Annotated in this window: 17 protein-coding genes; 8 read left to right on the top strand and 9 right to left on the bottom strand. The window is 69.9% G+C overall.

What is annotated here, in order from left to right; translation table 11 throughout:
- Positions 1 to 64: 64 nt before the first annotated feature.
- The 9 genes from ACFQY2_RS03505 to ACFQY2_RS03465 form a co-directional block, all read right to left on the bottom strand.
- Positions 65 to 985 carry an ABC transporter substrate-binding protein gene (locus ACFQY2_RS03505; RefSeq protein ID WP_378744237.1) on the bottom strand — a complete coding sequence of 307 codons (921 nt, stop codon included), beginning with the start codon at positions 983 to 985 and terminating at the stop codon, positions 65 to 67.
- A gap of 27 nt (positions 986 to 1,012) precedes the next feature.
- Positions 1,013 to 1,744, bottom strand: coding sequence for an ABC transporter permease (locus ACFQY2_RS03500; protein WP_378744236.1), 732 nt, complete (start codon positions 1,742 to 1,744; stop codon positions 1,013 to 1,015).
- Positions 1,741 to 2,454, bottom strand: coding sequence for an ABC transporter permease (locus tag ACFQY2_RS03495; protein WP_378744235.1), 714 nt, complete (start codon positions 2,452 to 2,454; stop codon positions 1,741 to 1,743). Before ACFQY2_RS03495 ends, ACFQY2_RS03500 begins: the two co-directional genes overlap by 4 nt.
- On the bottom strand, positions 2,451 to 3,281 hold the full coding sequence (locus tag ACFQY2_RS03490; protein WP_378744234.1) for an ABC transporter ATP-binding protein: 831 nt from the start codon (positions 3,279 to 3,281) through the stop codon (positions 2,451 to 2,453). The genes ACFQY2_RS03495 and ACFQY2_RS03490 overlap by 4 nt, the downstream gene beginning before the upstream one ends.
- 10 nt (positions 3,282 to 3,291) lie before the next feature.
- Positions 3,292 to 3,594, bottom strand: coding sequence for a DUF427 domain-containing protein (locus tag ACFQY2_RS03485; protein WP_378744233.1), 303 nt, complete (start codon positions 3,592 to 3,594; stop codon positions 3,292 to 3,294).
- Positions 3,595 to 3,681: 87 nt separating this feature from the next.
- Positions 3,682 to 5,091, bottom strand: a complete 1,410-nt coding sequence (locus ACFQY2_RS03480; protein WP_378744232.1) for a dihydrolipoyl dehydrogenase family protein — start codon at positions 5,089 to 5,091, stop codon at positions 3,682 to 3,684.
- Positions 5,092 to 5,355: 264 nt separating this feature from the next.
- Positions 5,356 to 6,441 carry a lactonase family protein gene (locus ACFQY2_RS03475; protein ID WP_378744231.1) on the bottom strand — a complete coding sequence of 362 codons (1,086 nt, stop codon included), beginning with the start codon at positions 6,439 to 6,441 and terminating at the stop codon, positions 5,356 to 5,358.
- Between the two features lie 62 nt (positions 6,442 to 6,503).
- On the bottom strand, positions 6,504 to 7,790 hold the full coding sequence (locus tag ACFQY2_RS03470; protein ID WP_378744230.1) for an adenylosuccinate synthase: 1,287 nt from the start codon (positions 7,788 to 7,790) through the stop codon (positions 6,504 to 6,506).
- A gap of 143 nt (positions 7,791 to 7,933) precedes the next feature.
- A complete protein-coding gene (locus ACFQY2_RS03465) occupies positions 7,934 to 8,935 on the bottom strand; it encodes a DUF2804 domain-containing protein (RefSeq protein ID WP_378744229.1) in 1,002 nt (333 codons plus the stop codon).
- 107 nt (positions 8,936 to 9,042) lie between these two features.
- Here ACFQY2_RS03465 and ACFQY2_RS03460 point away from each other — a divergent pair, with 107 nt between their 5' ends.
- The 8 genes from ACFQY2_RS03460 to ACFQY2_RS03425 all read left to right on the top strand — a co-directional run bounded on the left by ACFQY2_RS03460 (position 9,043) and on the right by ACFQY2_RS03425 (position 16,550).
- Positions 9,043 to 9,981: a hypothetical protein gene (locus ACFQY2_RS03460; RefSeq protein ID WP_378744228.1), complete on the top strand. Its 939-nt coding sequence runs from the start codon at positions 9,043 to 9,045 to the stop codon at positions 9,979 to 9,981.
- Between the two features lie 137 nt (positions 9,982 to 10,118).
- Positions 10,119 to 11,237 carry an AAA family ATPase gene (locus ACFQY2_RS03455; RefSeq protein ID WP_378744227.1) on the top strand — a complete coding sequence of 373 codons (1,119 nt, stop codon included), beginning with the start codon at positions 10,119 to 10,121 and terminating at the stop codon, positions 11,235 to 11,237.
- Positions 11,238 to 11,270: 33 nt separating this feature from the next.
- A complete protein-coding gene (locus ACFQY2_RS03450; protein WP_378744226.1) occupies positions 11,271 to 12,161 on the top strand; it encodes a DUF58 domain-containing protein in 891 nt (296 codons plus the stop codon).
- Positions 12,148 to 12,636: a hypothetical protein gene (locus tag ACFQY2_RS03445; protein ID WP_378744225.1), complete on the top strand. Its 489-nt coding sequence runs from the start codon at positions 12,148 to 12,150 to the stop codon at positions 12,634 to 12,636. Before ACFQY2_RS03450 ends, ACFQY2_RS03445 begins: the two co-directional genes overlap by 14 nt.
- On the top strand, positions 12,627 to 13,613 hold the full coding sequence (locus tag ACFQY2_RS03440) for a VWA domain-containing protein (RefSeq protein ID WP_378744224.1): 987 nt from the start codon (positions 12,627 to 12,629) through the stop codon (positions 13,611 to 13,613). Before ACFQY2_RS03445 ends, ACFQY2_RS03440 begins: the two co-directional genes overlap by 10 nt.
- Complete coding sequence (locus ACFQY2_RS03435; RefSeq protein ID WP_378744223.1) at positions 13,610 to 14,632, top strand: VWA domain-containing protein; 1,023 nt, start codon at positions 13,610 to 13,612, stop codon at positions 14,630 to 14,632. Before ACFQY2_RS03440 ends, ACFQY2_RS03435 begins: the two co-directional genes overlap by 4 nt.
- Positions 14,629 to 15,444 carry a hypothetical protein gene (locus ACFQY2_RS03430; protein WP_378744222.1) on the top strand — a complete coding sequence of 272 codons (816 nt, stop codon included), beginning with the start codon at positions 14,629 to 14,631 and terminating at the stop codon, positions 15,442 to 15,444. Before ACFQY2_RS03435 ends, ACFQY2_RS03430 begins: the two co-directional genes overlap by 4 nt.
- A complete protein-coding gene (locus ACFQY2_RS03425) occupies positions 15,438 to 16,550 on the top strand; it encodes a hypothetical protein (RefSeq protein WP_378744221.1) in 1,113 nt (370 codons plus the stop codon). Before ACFQY2_RS03430 ends, ACFQY2_RS03425 begins: the two co-directional genes overlap by 7 nt.
- Positions 16,551 to 16,552: the final 2 nt, after the last annotated feature.

Genomic DNA, 16,552 nt, shown 5'->3' with positions numbered 1-16,552 from the left:
AGCCGGCTCGCGAGAACCGGTTCGGAAGGAACCGGCGCCGACGAACCGGGGCACGGGAACCGCGTCAGAGCAGACCCTTGTCCTTCAGCCACTTCGCGGCGATGTCCTTCGAGGACGTCTGATCGACGGTCGACTGCACGTTCATCGACACGAGGTCGTCGGCGCTGAGCGCGGCACTGATCGGGTCGATCACCTCGGCGATCTTGTCGGCGAGGTCGCTCGAGGCGATCGGCACCACGTTGGACGCCAGGATCATGTTCTCCGGGTCCTTCAGCGCCACGATGTCCTCGGTCTTGAACGCCGGGCTGGCCGTGTAGATGTCCGCCACCTGCACCTGACCGGCGAGCAGCGCTTCCAGTGTGCTCTCGCCGGTGGCGGAGAAGCCCAGGTCGACGCCGTAGACGCTCTTGGCCCCGGCGGGGCCGTACGGACGCTGCTCGAGCTCGGGAGCTCCACCGAGCACCGGCTTGGTGGTCAGCTTCGACAGGTCGGCGATCGACGACAGCCCGTTCTCGTCGGCGAACTTCTTCGTCACGGTGTACGTGTCCTGATCACTGGCCTGCGCATAATCCAGTGCCGTCAGCCCGTCCGGCAGCGCCTTCTGCAGCGCCGCGTAGACATCGTCGGGACTGGTCGCCGAGGCGTCCTGGTCGAAGAACTCGAGAAGGTTGCCGGTGTACTCGGGGAACAGGTTGATCGCACCGGACTCCACCTCCGGCATGTACGCGTCGCGCTGGCCGACGCCGAACTTGCGCTCCACGGTGAAACCGTCGTTCTCCAGGGCCTGCGCGTAGATCTCGGCGATGATCTCGTTCGAGAAGTAGGCCTGGGACCCGACGACGACGGTATCGCCGCCGGTGTCGCCACCGGCGCTGCTGGTCGGCTCGTCGAGGGGGTTGCTGCTGCCGCAGCCGGCCAGTGCGAGCGTCGCGGCCAGGGCGACGCCGGCGGCGATCGCGAGTCGGGACTTGCGTGCGGTGATCATGATTGTGCCTCTCTGTGGGGATGGGTGTCAGGCGACGGCGGACGCGGCGCGGCGTACGCTGCGTCGATCGTCCGCGTCGGATGCCGGGCCGGCGGAGCGGATGCCCGCGGGGACTGCGGCGCGCTGGGCGACGGCGAGCAGCAGATCGACGATGAGTGCGAGCACCGCGACGAGCAGCGCTCCTGCGAGCACCTGGTCGAAGCGGCGCAGCGGGATGCCCTGGATGATCGGCCAGCCCAGGCCGCCGAGATTGACGTACGCACCGATGGTCACCGTGGCGATGACCTGCAGCAGGGCGGAGCGGATGCCGCCGAGCAGCAGCGGCATACCCAGGGGCAGTTCGACCTTCGTGAAGATCTGCCATTCGGTCATCCCGACCGCGCGGGCCGCGTCGATGGTGCGCCGGTCGATGGCCTCGAAGCCGGTGTAGGCGCCCGCCAGCAGTGACGGGATCGCCAGCAGCACGAAGGTGATCACGGCGGCCAGCGGCGTGCGCAGCACGCCGAGCAGCAGCACGAGGAGCACCAGCAGTCCGAAGGACGGCACGGCGCGAGCTGCGCCCGAGATGGCGACGGCGATCTCGCGCCCCTTGCCGGTGTGGCCGATCAGCCAGCCCGCGGGGAGCGCGATCGCGGCAGCGACGACGACGGAGATCACCGTGTAGAGCAGGTGCTGACTCAGCAGCACGGGCAGCGCGTACTGTCCCTGCAGCCGATCGGAGGAGAACAGCCAGGCGAGCGCGTCGACGAAGAGATTCATGCCGCGGCCCTCACGATCGCCCGCTTCGATCCCGAGCCCTTCGACGGGCTCAGGGACCCGGCTCCACCGGCCCCCGTGCCGGCGCCCGCCCAGGGCATCAGCATCCGCCCGAGCAGCACCAGCAGCAGGTCGATGAGCAGTGCGATCACGACCACGGCGACGACCCCGGCGAAGACCTCGACGATGATGCGCCGCTGCAGCCCGTTGGTGAACAGGTACCCGAGGTTGGTGACGCCGATGAGGATGCCGACGGTCGCGAGCGAGATCGTGCTGACCGCCGCGACCCGGAGTCCGGCGAGGATCACCGGGCCCGCCAGCGGGAGCTCGACGGTGAAGAAGCGGCGCGGGGCGGCGTAGCCCATGGCCGTCGCGGCCTGGCGCACGTCGGGATCGACGGAGTCCAGTCCGTCGGCGACCGCGCGCACGAGGATCGCGATCGCGTAGATGGTCAGCGCGATCATGAGGTTCGGCTCATCGGTCGCCGAGTAGCCGAACACGGCGGGCAGAAGGATCAGCAGCGCCAGTGAGGGGATCGTGTACAGCAGCCCGGTGAGCACGATGACGGGACCGCGCACGAGACGGTAGCGCCAGGCCACCCAGCCCAGTGGGATCGAGAGCAGCAGTCCCACCGCGATCGGCACCACGCTCTGCCGCAGATGCACGAGCGTGAGTTCCAGGATGAGATCCAGGTTGTCGCCGACCCAGTTCACGTCGTGCCCTCACCGCCGCCGTGCAGCACCCCCTGGGTGCGTCCCTCGGAGTCGACGACGACCGTGCCGCGCGGCGTCTGTTTGAGCGAGAGCGCGCGGTGACCGCGATGGGTTCCGATGAACGCCTCCACGAAGGCATCCGCGGGGTCCTCGATGATCTCGCTGGGGCTGCCGACCTGGACGACGCGTGCGCCCTTGTCGAGGATGACCACCTGATCGCCCAGGAGGAACGCCTCGTCGATGTCGTGCGTGACGAACACCACCGTCTTGTCGAGTTCGCGCTGCAGCCGGATCAGCTCCTGCTGCAGGTCTGCGCGCACGATGGGGTCGACGGCGCCGAACGGCTCGTCCATGAGCAGGATGTTCGGGTCGGCCGCCAGTCCGCGCGCCACGCCGACGCGCTGCTGCTGGCCGCCCGAGAGCTGGCTCGGGTAGCGCTCCGCGAGCGCCCGGTCGAGTCCCACGGTGTCGAGCAGCTCCCGCGCCCGCCCGTGCGCCTCGCGGCGGCTCACGCCGTTCAGGCGCAGCACCGTGGAGACGTTGTCGAGCACCGTGAAGTGCGGCATCAGTCCGGAGTTCTGCATGACGTACCCGATGCGACGGCGCAATCGCACCGGATCGCCGTCGAGCACGCTCTCCCCGTCGATCGCGATCGTGCCCGCTGTCGGCTCGACCATGCGATTGATCATGCGCAGCAGGGTCGTCTTGCCGCTTCCGGACGATCCGACCAGCACCGTGGTCCGGCGTGACGGCACCACGAGGTTGAAGTCCTCGACGGCGGAGGTGCCGTCGGGGAATCGCTTCGAGACCGACGTGAACTCGATCATCCGCCGCGGCCTAGGGGCCGACCTGCACGCTCGGATCGAACGCCAGGTAGCCCGAGAAGTCGCGGCCCACCCTCTCGATCGCCGTCGGGTAGGGCGTCGGGTACGCCCAGGCCAGATCCGTGTATGTCCGTCCGTCGAGCGTCAGCGAGTAGTACTGGCTCTCGCCCTTCCAGGGGCAGGTGTACGGCGTCGGGCTCTCGACCAGCTCCCCCGCGGCGAGCGCCGACGGCGGGAAGTAGTGGTTGCCTTCGATCATGATGGTCTCGGCGTCGTCGACTTCGGCGATCACGGTTCCTGCGAGTACAGCTCTCATGCACGTGCCTCCTGGCGTCTCCTCGAGAGTATGCGACTCCTCCGACAACCGGAACGGATGGCAGAAATTCCCGCTCCGCCGAACCGGTCAGGCGGACTGGCGCCCGTACTCCTCCAGCAGGCGCAGCCATATCTCGTTCATGGTCGGGTACGCAGGCACCGCATGCCAGAGCCGGCTGATGGGCACTTCGCCGACCACGGCGATCGTCGCCGCCTGCAGCATCTCCGCGACATCGGAGCCGACGAAGGTGACGCCCAGCAGCACGTCCCGCTCCGTGTCGACGACCATGCGCGCCTGCCCCGCATAGCCGTCGGCGTGCAGGCTCGCTCCGGCCACCGCCCCCAGGTCGTAGTCGACGACCTGGATCTCGTGACCGGCGGCGCGCGCCGCGTCCGCCGTCAGCCCGACCGAGGCGACTTCGGGTTCGGAGAAGACCACCTGGGGCACCGCGGCATGATCGGCCGTCGCGACATGCCGACCCCACGCCTGGTCGGCGACCAGCTCGCCGCGCGAGCGGGCGGCGATGACGTCACCGGCTGCCCGCGCCTGGTACTTGCCCTGATGGGTCAGCAGCGCGCGTCCGTTCACGTCGCCCACCGCGTACAGCCAGTCGATACCGGCCACGCGCATGGTGTCGTCGACGGGGATGGATCGACCCGACTCCAGCCCGACGGACTCCAGGCCGAGGTCGCGCGTGCGGGGTGTGCGTCCGGTGGCGACGAGCACCTCGGATGCCGTGATCTCCTCGCCGTCGCCGAGCGTCAGGACCACCCGATCGCCGTCGCGGCGCACGGCGGACGTCTCGGTGTTCAGCCGCACGTCCACCCCCAGCTCGCGCAGGCCGTCCGCGACCCGCTCGGCGGCGAAGGGCTCGGTCTTCACCAGCAGACCGCGGCGGGCGATGAGCGTGACGGTGGAGCCGAGCTGCGCGTAGGCGGTGGCCATCTCCACGCCGACCACGCCGCCGCCGATGATCACGAGCGACTCCGGAACCGCCTGTGCGCTGGTCGCGTCGCGACTGGTCCAAGGCGCAGCATCCGCCAGTCCTGGGATGTCGGGGAGCATCGAATCCGTGCCGGTGCTGATCGCGACGGCGTGCCGTGCGCGCAGCACCCGCTCGCCGTCGTCGCCCGAGACGGTCACCTCCCGCTCGCCGGTGAGTCGGCCGCGGCCGCGCACCAGGTCGATGCCGGCGCTGTCCAGCCAGGCGACCTGTCCGTCATCCGACCAGTGCGAGGTGAACGAGTCCCGGCGGGCCAGCACGTCCGCAGGGTTCAGCGAGCCGCCGGTCACGCCCTGCACGTGCTGCGCGGCGCGCAGCGCCTGCGGCGAGCGCAGCAGAGCCTTCGACGGCATGCAGGCCCAGTACGAGCACTCACCGCCGACGAGTTCGTTCTCCACGATCACGGCGGTCAGACCGCCCTGCACGGCTCTGTCGGCCACGTTCTCGCCGACCGGTCCGCCGCCCAGCACGATGAGGTCGTATTCGTCGCTCATGCGTCCAGTCTGGTGGGGAGCGGCGCGCTTGTCACGCGCCTGGTGCGCGGCGGACGGATGCCGGAACCCGCGATTTCCATCCGCATCCCGCGCGAGAGATGGAAAACGTCGGTCCCAGGGTGCCGGAACCCGCAGTTTCCATCCGCACCCCGCGCGAGAGATGGAAAACGTCGGTCCGAGGGTGCCGGAACCCGCGTTTTCCATCCGCAGGGGTTCGGTTCGGGCGCACGGCGCACGCCGCGCCCGCAGGCGCGGGATGCCCGCTCAGCGCGCGGGCAGGATCACTGTCGGGACGGGCGCCGAGGTGGTGTGACGCACGTCGCGCGGAGCGCCGGTGCGCTCGTCGAGGTCGATGGCGCTGATGGTGCTCGAGCGCTGACCGGCCACCAGCAGCACACCCTCGTGCACGAGGTGATGCCGAGGCCAGTCGACGCCGGATTCGGCGAGCGCGAACGGCTCCAGCGCCTCGCCGGAGCCCTTCACGCGCAGCGCCGAGATGGTGTTGCTGCCGCGCAGAGCGGTGTAGAGCGTCCTGCCGTCGCGCGATATCGCGAGCTCGGCAGGGAAGTCGAAGCCCACCTGCGCGATGGGCGAAGCGGTGCTCGCCGACGCCAGCCCCCAGCGGCCGTCGCGGGAGGATGCCAGGGTGAACACCTCGCAGGAGTACTCGGTGACCACGTGCAGGTGACCGCTGGGGTGCATGACCATGTGGCGGGGGCCGGTGCCACGGGGCAGGACGACCTCATGATCCACGGTCAGGTCACGGCGCCAGATGCGCACGAGGTCGACGCCGAGGTCCGTGGTCGCGATGCGGCCGTCGGGCAGGAAGACGGCCGAGTGCGCGTGCGGGGCGCGCGGCTCCTCGCCCGTCGGGGTCGGGTACGGATCGGATGCCGCAGCAGCATCCGTCTCGGCATCCTCATGCTCGATGCCGAACAGCGCCGCGCGCAGCGCCGCGGCCTTGTCGGGGACGGCGGGCATCAGCCGTCCGTCCTCCGCGAGGCCGTAGCGGATCACCCGGCCGTCGCCGTAGCAGCTGGCGACCAGCATCCGCTCGTCGGGCGAGACCGCGACGTGGCAGACCGAGTCGCCCGCGACGACAGGCGGGCCGAGCGGGCGCAGCGCGGACTCCCCGGACCGGCCGAAGGCCTGTACGGTGCCGGAGCCCTCCAGGGCCGCGTAGACGACATCCAGCCGCGGATGCCGTGCCAGCCACGACGGCGATGCCACCGGGGCGGCGACGCCCCGGTAAGTGAGCGTGCTGGGCCCGGCATCCGCCGCGAGGACGCCGATTCCCTCGGCATCCCCGTCCCTGTCCGTGCCGTAGCCTCCGACCCAGAACTGCGTCATCGCGGATCCTTCCCTGTTTCCTTGATGCCGACTGCACGGGATCCCGGGCGCCGGGAGCGAACTCAGTCGAGGAGGTCGTGGCGGACGATGACCTGCTCGCGCTCGGGTCCGACGCCGATCACCGAGATGCGGGTGTCGCTCATCTTCTCCAGCGTGTGCACGTAGTCCTGCGCGTTCTGCGGCAGATCCTCGAACGTGCGGGCCTTCGAGATGTCCTCGCTCCAGCCGGGGAAGTACTCGTAGATCGGCTTCGCGTGGTGGAACTCGGTCTGGTTGACGGGCACGTCGTCGAACCGCTCGCCGTCGACGTCGTAGGCGACGCACACGGGGATCCGCTCGAGGCCGGTCAGGATGTCCAGCTTGGTGAGCACGAGGTCAGTGATGCCGTTCACGCGCGTGGCGTAGCGGGTGATGGGCGCGTCGTACCAGCCGACACGGCGCGGCCGGCCGGTGGTGGTGCCGAACTCGAAGCCCTGCTTGCGCAGCCAGTCGCCCTGCTCGTCGAACAGCTCCGTCGGGAAGGGACCGGATCCGACGCGGGTCGTGTACGCCTTGACGATGCCGACGATGCGGTCCAGCGCTCCCGGGCCGACGCCCGATCCGGTCGCCGCGCCCCCGGCCGTCGCCGACGACGAGGTGACGAACGGGTACGTGCCGTGGTCGATGTCGAGCATGGTGGCCTGCCCGCCCTCGAACACCACGACCTCGCCGCGACGGAGCGCCTCGGCGATCAGGTGGCCGGTGTCGGCGACCATCGGTCGCAGCCGCTCGGCATACGACAGCAGGTCCTCGACGACCTCGTCGACGGTGATCGCGCGGCGGTTGAAGATCTTCACCAGCAGGTGGTTCTTCTGATCGAGTGCGCCCTCGACCTTCTGGCGCAGGATGTTCTCGTCGAACAGGTCCTGCACGCGGATGCCGACACGGTTGATCTTGTCGGCGTACGCCGGGCCGATGCCCCGGCCGGTCGTGCCGATCATGCGCTTGCCGAGGAAGCGCTCGGTGACCTTGTCGAGAGTGGTGTGGTACGAGGTGATGAGGTGCGCGTTGGCGCTGACCTTCAGCTTGGACACGTCCACACCGCGGGCCGACAGCGCCTCGAGCTCGTGGAAGAGCACCTCGAGGTCGACGACGACCCCGTTGCCGATCACCGGGCGCACGCCGGGGGTGAGGATGCCGGAGGGCAGCAGGTGCAGCGCGTACTTCTCGTCGCCGACCACCACCGTGTGCCCGGCATTGTTGCCGCCGTTGAACTTGACGACCCAATCGGTGCGTTCACCGAGCAGGTCTGTCGCCTTGCCCTTGCCCTCATCGCCCCACTGGACGCCGACGATCACGATTCCTGGCACGGGGTACCCCCTGGTACTGCACGCTGTTCGCCGGGTTTGCACCGGCAGATGAGCTGGCCCGAACGGGCGAGTCCATCTTATCGGAGGCCCGCACGCGATCCCTTGCGCTTCTTCCCCGTTCGCGCGACGTCCTGATCACCCGCTCACCAGCGGTTGTGCACCTCTTCCGCCCAGCCGAAGACGCCCGAGAACTCGATGAACTCGCCGTCGGCGGTGCGGAAGCTCCCCGACCAGTCGCCGAAGCACTGGTCGGTCGAGGAGGACAGGACGCCGAGGTTCATGCGCGTCGTCTTGTCGTAGACGGGCGTGAACAGCGCGTCCAGACCGCCGCCGCTGATGCGCCAGGGGCTCCGCCAGTCGGCGATGTCGTACTGCCAGTCCAGTTCGGCGCGGATCTTGTGCAGCTGGCCGTCGATGACGAACGCGTTCTCGGTCGAGCCGGTGCCGTCGGTCCACTTCCCGCCGACCTGGATGCCGATCGTGCGCCCGTGTGACGCACCCGACCCGGCGCCCCAGTTCCACGCGACGTCGTACGGCCAGCGCCCCCGGCCGTGATCGAGCACGGCCCAGCCCTGCAGCACGTGGCGCACCCCGTCGAGCACGAGAGTGCCGGAAGCCGGACGGGCGACATCCTTCACCGTGTACTGGAAGCGGGTGGTGCTCCAGGGCACGACCACCGCCAGCCGCTCGTGCCCCTCGGGCAGGAGCGCGACGACGTCGAGCACGGCACCCGGGATGCGGGCGCGCAGCCGCGTCCCCTCGGGCAGCTCGTCGATGTCGATCTCGAGGTCCTTCGCCCTGGCCCGGCTCGGCCCCTGCTCGAGACTCGACGGCAACCGGACGCCGCGCGGCGGGATGTTCGTCACCGACCGGTGCCAGGTCTGCTCGGTCCGTCTGTCCAGCACCCAGACCTCATGCACGGCGGCGTAGTCGATCGACGACACGGTGAGCCCGATGACGTGGTCGGGCGTGGCGACGTTCCAGTACTCCCAGCGCTTGTTGCGACCGGTGAAGCGGATGCCGTCGCGCGCGATGCCCGCGGTGTCCACCAGCGGCGAGCGCGCCCAGCCGACGGCATCCGGGTTCAGCGTGCCGTCGGGCAGCGTCAGCGTGACGGGTTCTGTGAGCTCGCGCGCGTCGACCATGGTCGCGTCCCTTCCTTCTCGGCCTCACCCTACTGTCCGCGCGATCCGGTCGCGGAGCGACGCCAGGCATACTGAAGGGGCGGAGTGAACGGATGCGGGGTGAGTCGATGGCCGAGGAAGAACTGTCACCGCTGTCGGGCCTGTGGGACGCGCCGCCGCGGCGCGATGCCCGCATCCCCGCCCAGCCTCTCCCCTCGGCGGCCCCCGTCGTCCACGCCGCCGCCCGCCCTCCCGCCGTCCACCGCGGGCGGCTCATCGGCGGCTTCGCCGCGGTGTTCGCGATCGGGGTGGTGGCGACGACGGCGAGCGTGCTGACCTCCGGTGCGGGCATCACCGAGACAGCGCTCACCGCGGAGGCCGATGCCCTGGGTCACGGCGCGGCCGCACTGTCAGGTGGCGGTGCGGGACCGCACGATGTCGGCCGTGCCGGCGGGCGCACGGACACTCCGCGGCAGACCGAAGCGGATGCGCCGCCGGATGCCGGTGACGGGTCCGGATCCGAGGGACGGGCGGATGCCGATGCACCGCGCGACGAGCTGCCCGGCCTCGACGACCATGCCCTGACGCCCGGCTCCGGCTCCCCCGCCCCGGCGCCGGAGCCGCAGCCCGGTCAACCCGGCCCTTCCACGCCTCCCGACACCGGGGTGGTGGCCCCGGCTCCCGAACCCGCGCCCTCCCCACCCCCCGCGCCGGCACCACCCGCGCCGCAGCCGGTCCCCTCTGCGCCGACCCCGCCGGCCGCGACCCCGACGCCCGCCGCCGCTCCGCTCGCCTTCACAGGGCTCACGGAGAACAGGGTCGCCCTGCTCGGCATCCCCTTGCTGTCCAGCTACACACTCACGCTGTCCGGCCAGCCCGGCGCCAGGGCATCCGTCACCTACGGATCGCTCCCCGCGGGGTCCGTGACCTTCGACGGCAGCGGTCGCGCCGCTCTCACCATCGGCGGCACGCTCCTGGGCATCCGGATCAGCGACCCGGTGATCAGGGCGTCGTACTCCGACGGCACCGAGGATGCCGCGGTCGAAGCGCGCCGCTCCTCGATCTGATCCGGCATCCGCTCCGCGTCCGAGCGGGGACATCGGGCACTTCACCCCATGCGGGGCCCGCTGTGCAGGGCGTGCGAGCCGTTAGCCTGTTCTGCGGGGAAGACGGCCGACCTGTCTCCCCGATCGAGGAGACGAAGATGAACCAGCCCTATCCCCCGTCCTACGGCGGTTCGGCCGAGCCGCCCCCGCCTCCTCCCGCACCTCCCGCACCGCGTCCGGACGGGCGCGGTCCGATCGTCGAGGAGCGGCGGACGACCTCGCCGAGCTCCCCTGGCGCCACGCAGGATGATCTCGCCCGCGCGCAGCGCATCCTGAAGATCATCACCGACTCGTACTCGACCAAGATGGTCGGTCAGGACCAGCTGCGCAGCAGCCTGCTGATCTCACTCATCGCCGGCGGTCACATCCTGCTCGAATCCGTGCCCGGCCTGGCGAAGACCACGGCGGCCAGCACTCTCGCCGACACGGTGAAGGCCAGCTTCAAGCGCATCCAGTGCACCCCCGACCTGCTGCCCAGCGACATCACCGGCAGCCAGATCTACGACGCCGCGACCGGCACCTTCCGCACGGTTCTCGGACCGGTGCACGCCAACTTCGTGCTGCTCGACGAGATCAACCGCTCCAGCGCCAAGACGCAGTCGGCCATGCTCGAGGCGATGCAGGAGCGGCAGACCACCATCGGCGGCGAGGTGCACGCGCTGCCCAGACCGTTCCTCGTCATCGCCACGCAGAACCCCATCGAGCAGGAGGGCACCTACGAGCTGCCCGAGGCGCAGATGGACCGCTTCCTGCTCAAGGAGATCGTCGAGTACCCGAGTCCCGCCGAGGAGTTCGAGATCCTCGGCCGCATCGACTCCGGAGTGCTCGACCCCGACCGCCACGTGCCCGGCGTCATCTCCCTGCAGGACGTTCAGGACCTGCAGGACATCGCCTCCCGCGTGTACATCGACCCGGCCATCCGCAACTACATCGTCCAGCTGGCCTACGTCACCCGCAATCCCGCGCCGTACATCGGCGCGGAGCGGGCGCGGTTCATCAAGTACGGCGCCAGCCCGCGTGCGAGCATCGCCTTCCTGCAGGCCTCACGTGCCCTGGCGCTGCTCAACGGCCGCACGCACGTGCTGCCCGAGGATATCCGTTCGCTGCGTCACCTCGTGCTGCGCCATCGTGTGCTGCTGACCTTCGAGGCGGATGCCGAGGGCATCCGCAGCGAGGAGATCATCGACCAGATCTTCGCCTCGGTCCCCACCCCCTGATCCTTCGACGAGCTCAGGGACCGAGAAGATCCGATGACCACCTTGATCGCCCAGGTGAAGAGCAAGCTCTTCATCCGCTCGTCGCAGAAGTCGATGCACGCCCTCGACGGCGCCTACGCGTCTCTGCTGCGCGGACGCAGCCTCGACTTCGAGGACCTGCGCCCCTACGAGTACGGCGACCAGGTGCGCGACATCGACTGGCGCGCCACCGCAAAACAGGGCGAACCGCTCATCAAGCGCACCAAGGCCACGCGCAGGCACACCGTCCTCTTCCTGGTGGATTCCGGCCGCGGCATGAAAGCTCTGGCCGAGGACGAGCGACCCAAGCGCGACCTCGTCGTGCTGCTCACCGGCGCGCTCGGCCTGCTCACCGTGCGCCACGGCGATGACTTCTCGATGGTCTACGGGGATGCCGATCAGGTGCGCCGCATCCGCCCCGGCGGCACCGAGGACGCACTCGAGCACGCCCTCCGCACCGTCCGCAGCGCCATCGACGAGACACGGGCGCCCAACGACCGCGACGCGCTGCTGCAGTACACCGCGCGCCACATCTCGCGGCGCTCCATCGTCGTGCTCGTCACCGACGAGGCGCCGATGACCGCGGACACCGACCGTCTGCTGAGGCGCCTGAAGGTGCAGCACGACGTGCTGTGGATGACGATCCGCGACGCGGACCCCGTGACGCCGGACACGACGCGGCCCGCGCATCGCCGGGATGTCGACACCGGCTGGGGCATCCCCGACTTCGTGCACGGCGATGCCGAGGTCATGGCCGAGCTCGCCGCCATGGAGGCCGCCGACACGGCGCACCGCGACGATGTGCTGCGCCGCCGCGAGATCACCCACGCCGAGTTCGGCGGGCAGGACTCCGCGGTGCCCACCCTGCTGGCGATGCTCAACCGGAGGTCGCATGCCCGCCTCTGACGAGCTCTACCCTCCGGCCCAGTACGGCTGGGGATGGATACTGCTGGCGATCGGCGTGCTTCTCCTGCTCGGGCTGGCCGCCTGGCTGCTGATCGTGCTCACCCGTCCCCGTGGCAGCATGACATTGCAGGGCGCGCCGTCCTCCGCGCCGCCCGCGGGCGAGATCCTCGAGCAGCTGCGCTCCGAGTACCTGACCGACGTGCAGCGCATCGAGGACGCATACCGCTCGGGGAATATGTCGCCCAAGCGGGCCAATCTGGAGCTCAGCCGCGCGGTGCGCGGCTTCGTCAACGAGTACTCCGGGCTCGAGGCGCCCGTGCTGTCGTTGGACGATCTCGTCGTCCGCGGAGTCGATCCCGCGCTCATCGACGCGATCCGGCGCCACTACTACCCGAGCATCTTCCAGCGCGGACCCGCCGTCGATCCCGTCTACGGCGCCGACGCCGCCCGCAAGGTCGTGACGACGTGGCATTGAACACCTGGTGGATGATCCTCGTCGCGCTCGGCGTCCTGCTGGCCGCCGTGGCCATCGGCGTCCTGCTCGGCGTGCGAAGCCGCGAGCGGGCGGAAGCCGCGCCGGCCGCCCTCATCTCGAGGGCCGAGCGGCTGCGCGGTCTGCCCTCGTTCCGGGCGTCGGTCCGCCGCCGCATGACCCTGCTCGCCGGGATCCTCGTCGTCGGCGCGATCGCCGTTCTGCTGGGCGGTGTGGTCGCCGCGCGTCCGCTGTCGGCGAAGACGATCCATCCCGTCGACAACAGCCGGGACATCATGCTGTGCCTGGACGTCTCGGGGTCGATGTCCGATGTCGACGTCGAGGTCCTCACCGTGTTCGACGAACTCCTGAAGGGCTTCCGCGGCGAGCGGATCGGCCTGACGATCTTCAACAGCTCGCCCGTGCAGGTCTTTCCCCTCACCGACGACTACCCGTTCGTCCAGGAGCAGCTGAACAGCATCCGCACGAGCTTCGACTACAACAGCGACGTCCCCGAGCACTGGGTGGGCACCCTGAACGGACCAGGGGCATCGCTCATCGGCGACGGCCTGGCCGCATGCACGATGCGCTTCGACCACCTCGACGACGATCGCAGCCGCTCGGTGATCCTCGCCACCGACAACGAGCTGGCCGGCGCCTCGATCCTCACCGTGCGGGAGGCCGCCCAGTACGCGAAGTCGAAGAAGGTGCGCGTGTTCGCACTGAACCCCGTGCAGGGCAAGGACGCCGAGGTCAGCGCCGAACTCGCCGACGCCGCCCTGCTGACCGGCGGGCAGTCCTATGCGCTGCGCGACACGACGAGCGTCGCCGACATCATCGCCGAGATCCAGAAGCAGGAGGCGACGGCCCTGAAGGGCCAGGCCCAGGTCGTGCGCGTCGACAGTCCGAACCTCGTGATCGCCCTGATGCTCATGGCCATCCTCGGCTTCCTTCTGCTCGTGTGGAGGGTGCGCCTGTGATCGTCCAGCCCGTCCTCCATCCCCTGCTGCTCCTGCTGCTGTGCGCGGTGCCGGCAGTGATCGTCATCCGCGCGCTCATCAGCCCCGGGCCAGCCGCCGCAGGCCCGGGCCGTGGGATCTGGGCGCTGCGCCTGGGCATGGTCGTCGTCGTCTTCGCGATGCTGCTGCGCCCCGGGATCCCTGGCGGCACCTCGCAGACCCTCGCGACCGACACCGACATCGTGATCGTCGTCGACACGACGGCCAGCATCATCGCCGAGGACTGGGACGGAGACCAGCCGCGCCTGAACGGAGTGCGCGCCGACGTGCAGTCCATCGTCGACACGTATCCGGGCGCGCGGTTCTCGCTGATCAGCTTCGATGCGGCGGCGCAGCTGCGCCTGCCTCTGACGACGGATGCCACCGCCCTGATGTCCTCGCTCGACGTGATGCTCCCCGAGATCACCGACCAGTCGCGCGGATCGTCGATCAGCATCGCCAACCGGATGCTGACCGACACCCTCTCCGCGGCAGCGAAGTCGGCACCCGACCGCAGCCGGATGGTGTTCTACCTGGGGGACGGCGAGCAGACCTCGTCCGGCGAACCGGAATCGTTCGCCTCCAGCGCGAAGTACGTCGACGGCGGGTCGGTGCTCGGGTACGGCACGGCCGAGGGCGGCCCGATGAAGAAGACCACGGGCCGGGCTTCGACAGGTTCAGCGGGCGGGGACTATATCGAGTACCAGGGCGAGCGGGCGATGTCTGTCATCGACGAGGACAACCTGAAGAAGGTCTCCGAGCAGCTGGGAATCGACTACCAGCGTCGGACGGCCGACGCCGAGATCGTCCTGCCCGAAGCGCCGAGCAGCACAACCGATTACGCCGCCTCGGGCGAGGTGGGCAACGTCATCGAGCTGTACTGGATTCTCGCGCTCGTGCTGATCGCGCTGGTCGCGGTCGAGCTGGCGCGCGCGACGATGCTCATCACCCGGCTGCGCGGCCTGATCCGCGGCACCGCCCGCGATGGAGGTGCACGGTGAGCGGCACGACCCGCACCGACCCCGCGGTCGCCCAGCGCCGGAGCGAGCCCACCCGGGCCGATGCCGCCGCCGCTCTGCTGGCGGCGAACCGCCGGCGGCGCAGCATCCGACGCTGGATCGCGATCGGCACCCTTCCGCTGACGCTGGCGGCCCTGCTGTTCGCCGGCAAGCTGCTGAGCATGTACGCGTTCGCGCATCAGTCGATCACCTCGTTCGTGACCGGCGGCTACGCCGAATCCGAGTCGGCTGCGCGAGGACAGGACGTGCTGAACTGGTTCGAGCCGTTCAAGGCGCCGTACAACATCGGCACGGCACTCGCGGGCGCCGAGAAGCTGGCCGACGCGCGGACCGAGCTCGAGCGGGCGCTGCCGCTGGCGACCGGTCTGGATGCCTGTCCGGTGCTCATCAACCTGTCGCTCGTGATCGAACGGCAGGGCGATGCTGCCCTGGCCGACGGTGATGCCGCCGCGGCGGCCGAACTGTTCGGCGAGGCGCTGCAGGTCACCGTCGACACCCCCGAGGAGTGCCGCAGCCAGGACGCCCAGGACCAGTCGCCGGACCCCAACCGCGACATGAGCGACACCCTCGATCAGAACCAGCAGCGCCAGCAGGAGAAGCAGCAGCAGAGCCGGCAGGACCCCGACCAGGATCCGCAGCCTCAGCAGCCGGACGAGGGCGACGAGCAGCAGGATCAGCCCTCGCAGAGCGATCTCGACGACATCGAGGATCGGCTGAACCAGGGCGCCCAGGAGCGTGAGGACGAGCTCGGCGGCGACGACGGCTCCGGCGGCGGGACGGACAGGCCATGGTAGAGCACCAGCGCAGTCGCTACATCGGCGGTGCGGAGGGAGCACCGCCGCTGCCCCCGCCCGGTGGATATCACGGCGCGCGTCGCGTGCCGATGGGGTTGGATCAGGCGGCCGGGCTGCCTGCGGCATCCGGGGACATCACCTACACCGCCGAGCGGCCGGTCGAGAAGACGTCGGTCAACACGCTGGGCCTGGTCGCCATCACGGTGACCGTGCTGTTCGTGCTGGTCATGCTGCTCATGATGGGCGCCGGCGGGACGGACGCGCTGTACGGCGCGTCCATGCTGGTCGTGCAGCTGGTCGTCGTCGGTGTGACCGTCGCCGCCGTGTTCACACCTCGCGGACGGATGCTGGGTTCGATCGCCCTCGCACTGACGCTGGTCTTCAACGTGGCCACGGTCGGTGCGATGGGGGCGCTGCGGTCCGCGGCCACGCACGCGTACGACGGCACGAAGACCGAGCAGCAGAAGCACGAGCAGGGCTACCCGGGCATGAAGGGCGTCCCGAATCAAGATGTGCTGGGCGGCCCCTCCCTGGAGGACGTGCAGGCCGAGGGCGACCAGCTGATGGCCGAGGTGCGAGAGCGCCTGACCGCGAGGTACGGGTACACCTGGGTGCAGTCCGGCACGGTGGACATCAGCCCCGAGCGCAACGGCTACGGCGGGGAGTCCATGCTGCGCCGCTACACCTCCACGGCCTGGACCACCGAGCAGCCCGTGCAGGACATCCAGCGCAAGCGCGACGTCATCCGGGTGATCGACCAGGTTCTCGGGGCACGCCGGATGCCGCAGCTCTATCCTTTGAACGAGCCGGGATCGGGCATCTCCGACAGCATGGTCGCCAAGCTGTACGGGTCGAGCGACCCGGCTCGCCAGCACACCTGGGAGTACTACAGCGACACGTACCCCGAGCCGCTGCGGTTCTACGCCGACGTGTACGACCTCTCGAACGACCCCACCGGCGAGTTCCGCACCCAGCGCGAGGCGATCCAGCAGCAGTTCGGCGAGCCCCTCGAAGGCCTGCAGCTGATGGTCCTCGCCCGCCAGGTGCTGCCGGAGGCCGACCGCGCCGCGTACGAGGAGAGGCTGAAGGACTACCCCGGGTTCTAGGC

It is taken from the genome of Microbacterium sp. GCM10027623 (assembly GCF_042666935.1).
In the GTDB taxonomy this organism is placed as follows: Bacteria; Actinomycetota; Actinomycetes; order Actinomycetales; family Microbacteriaceae; genus Microbacterium.
This window is presented reverse-complemented; position numbering and strand designations above follow the sequence as displayed.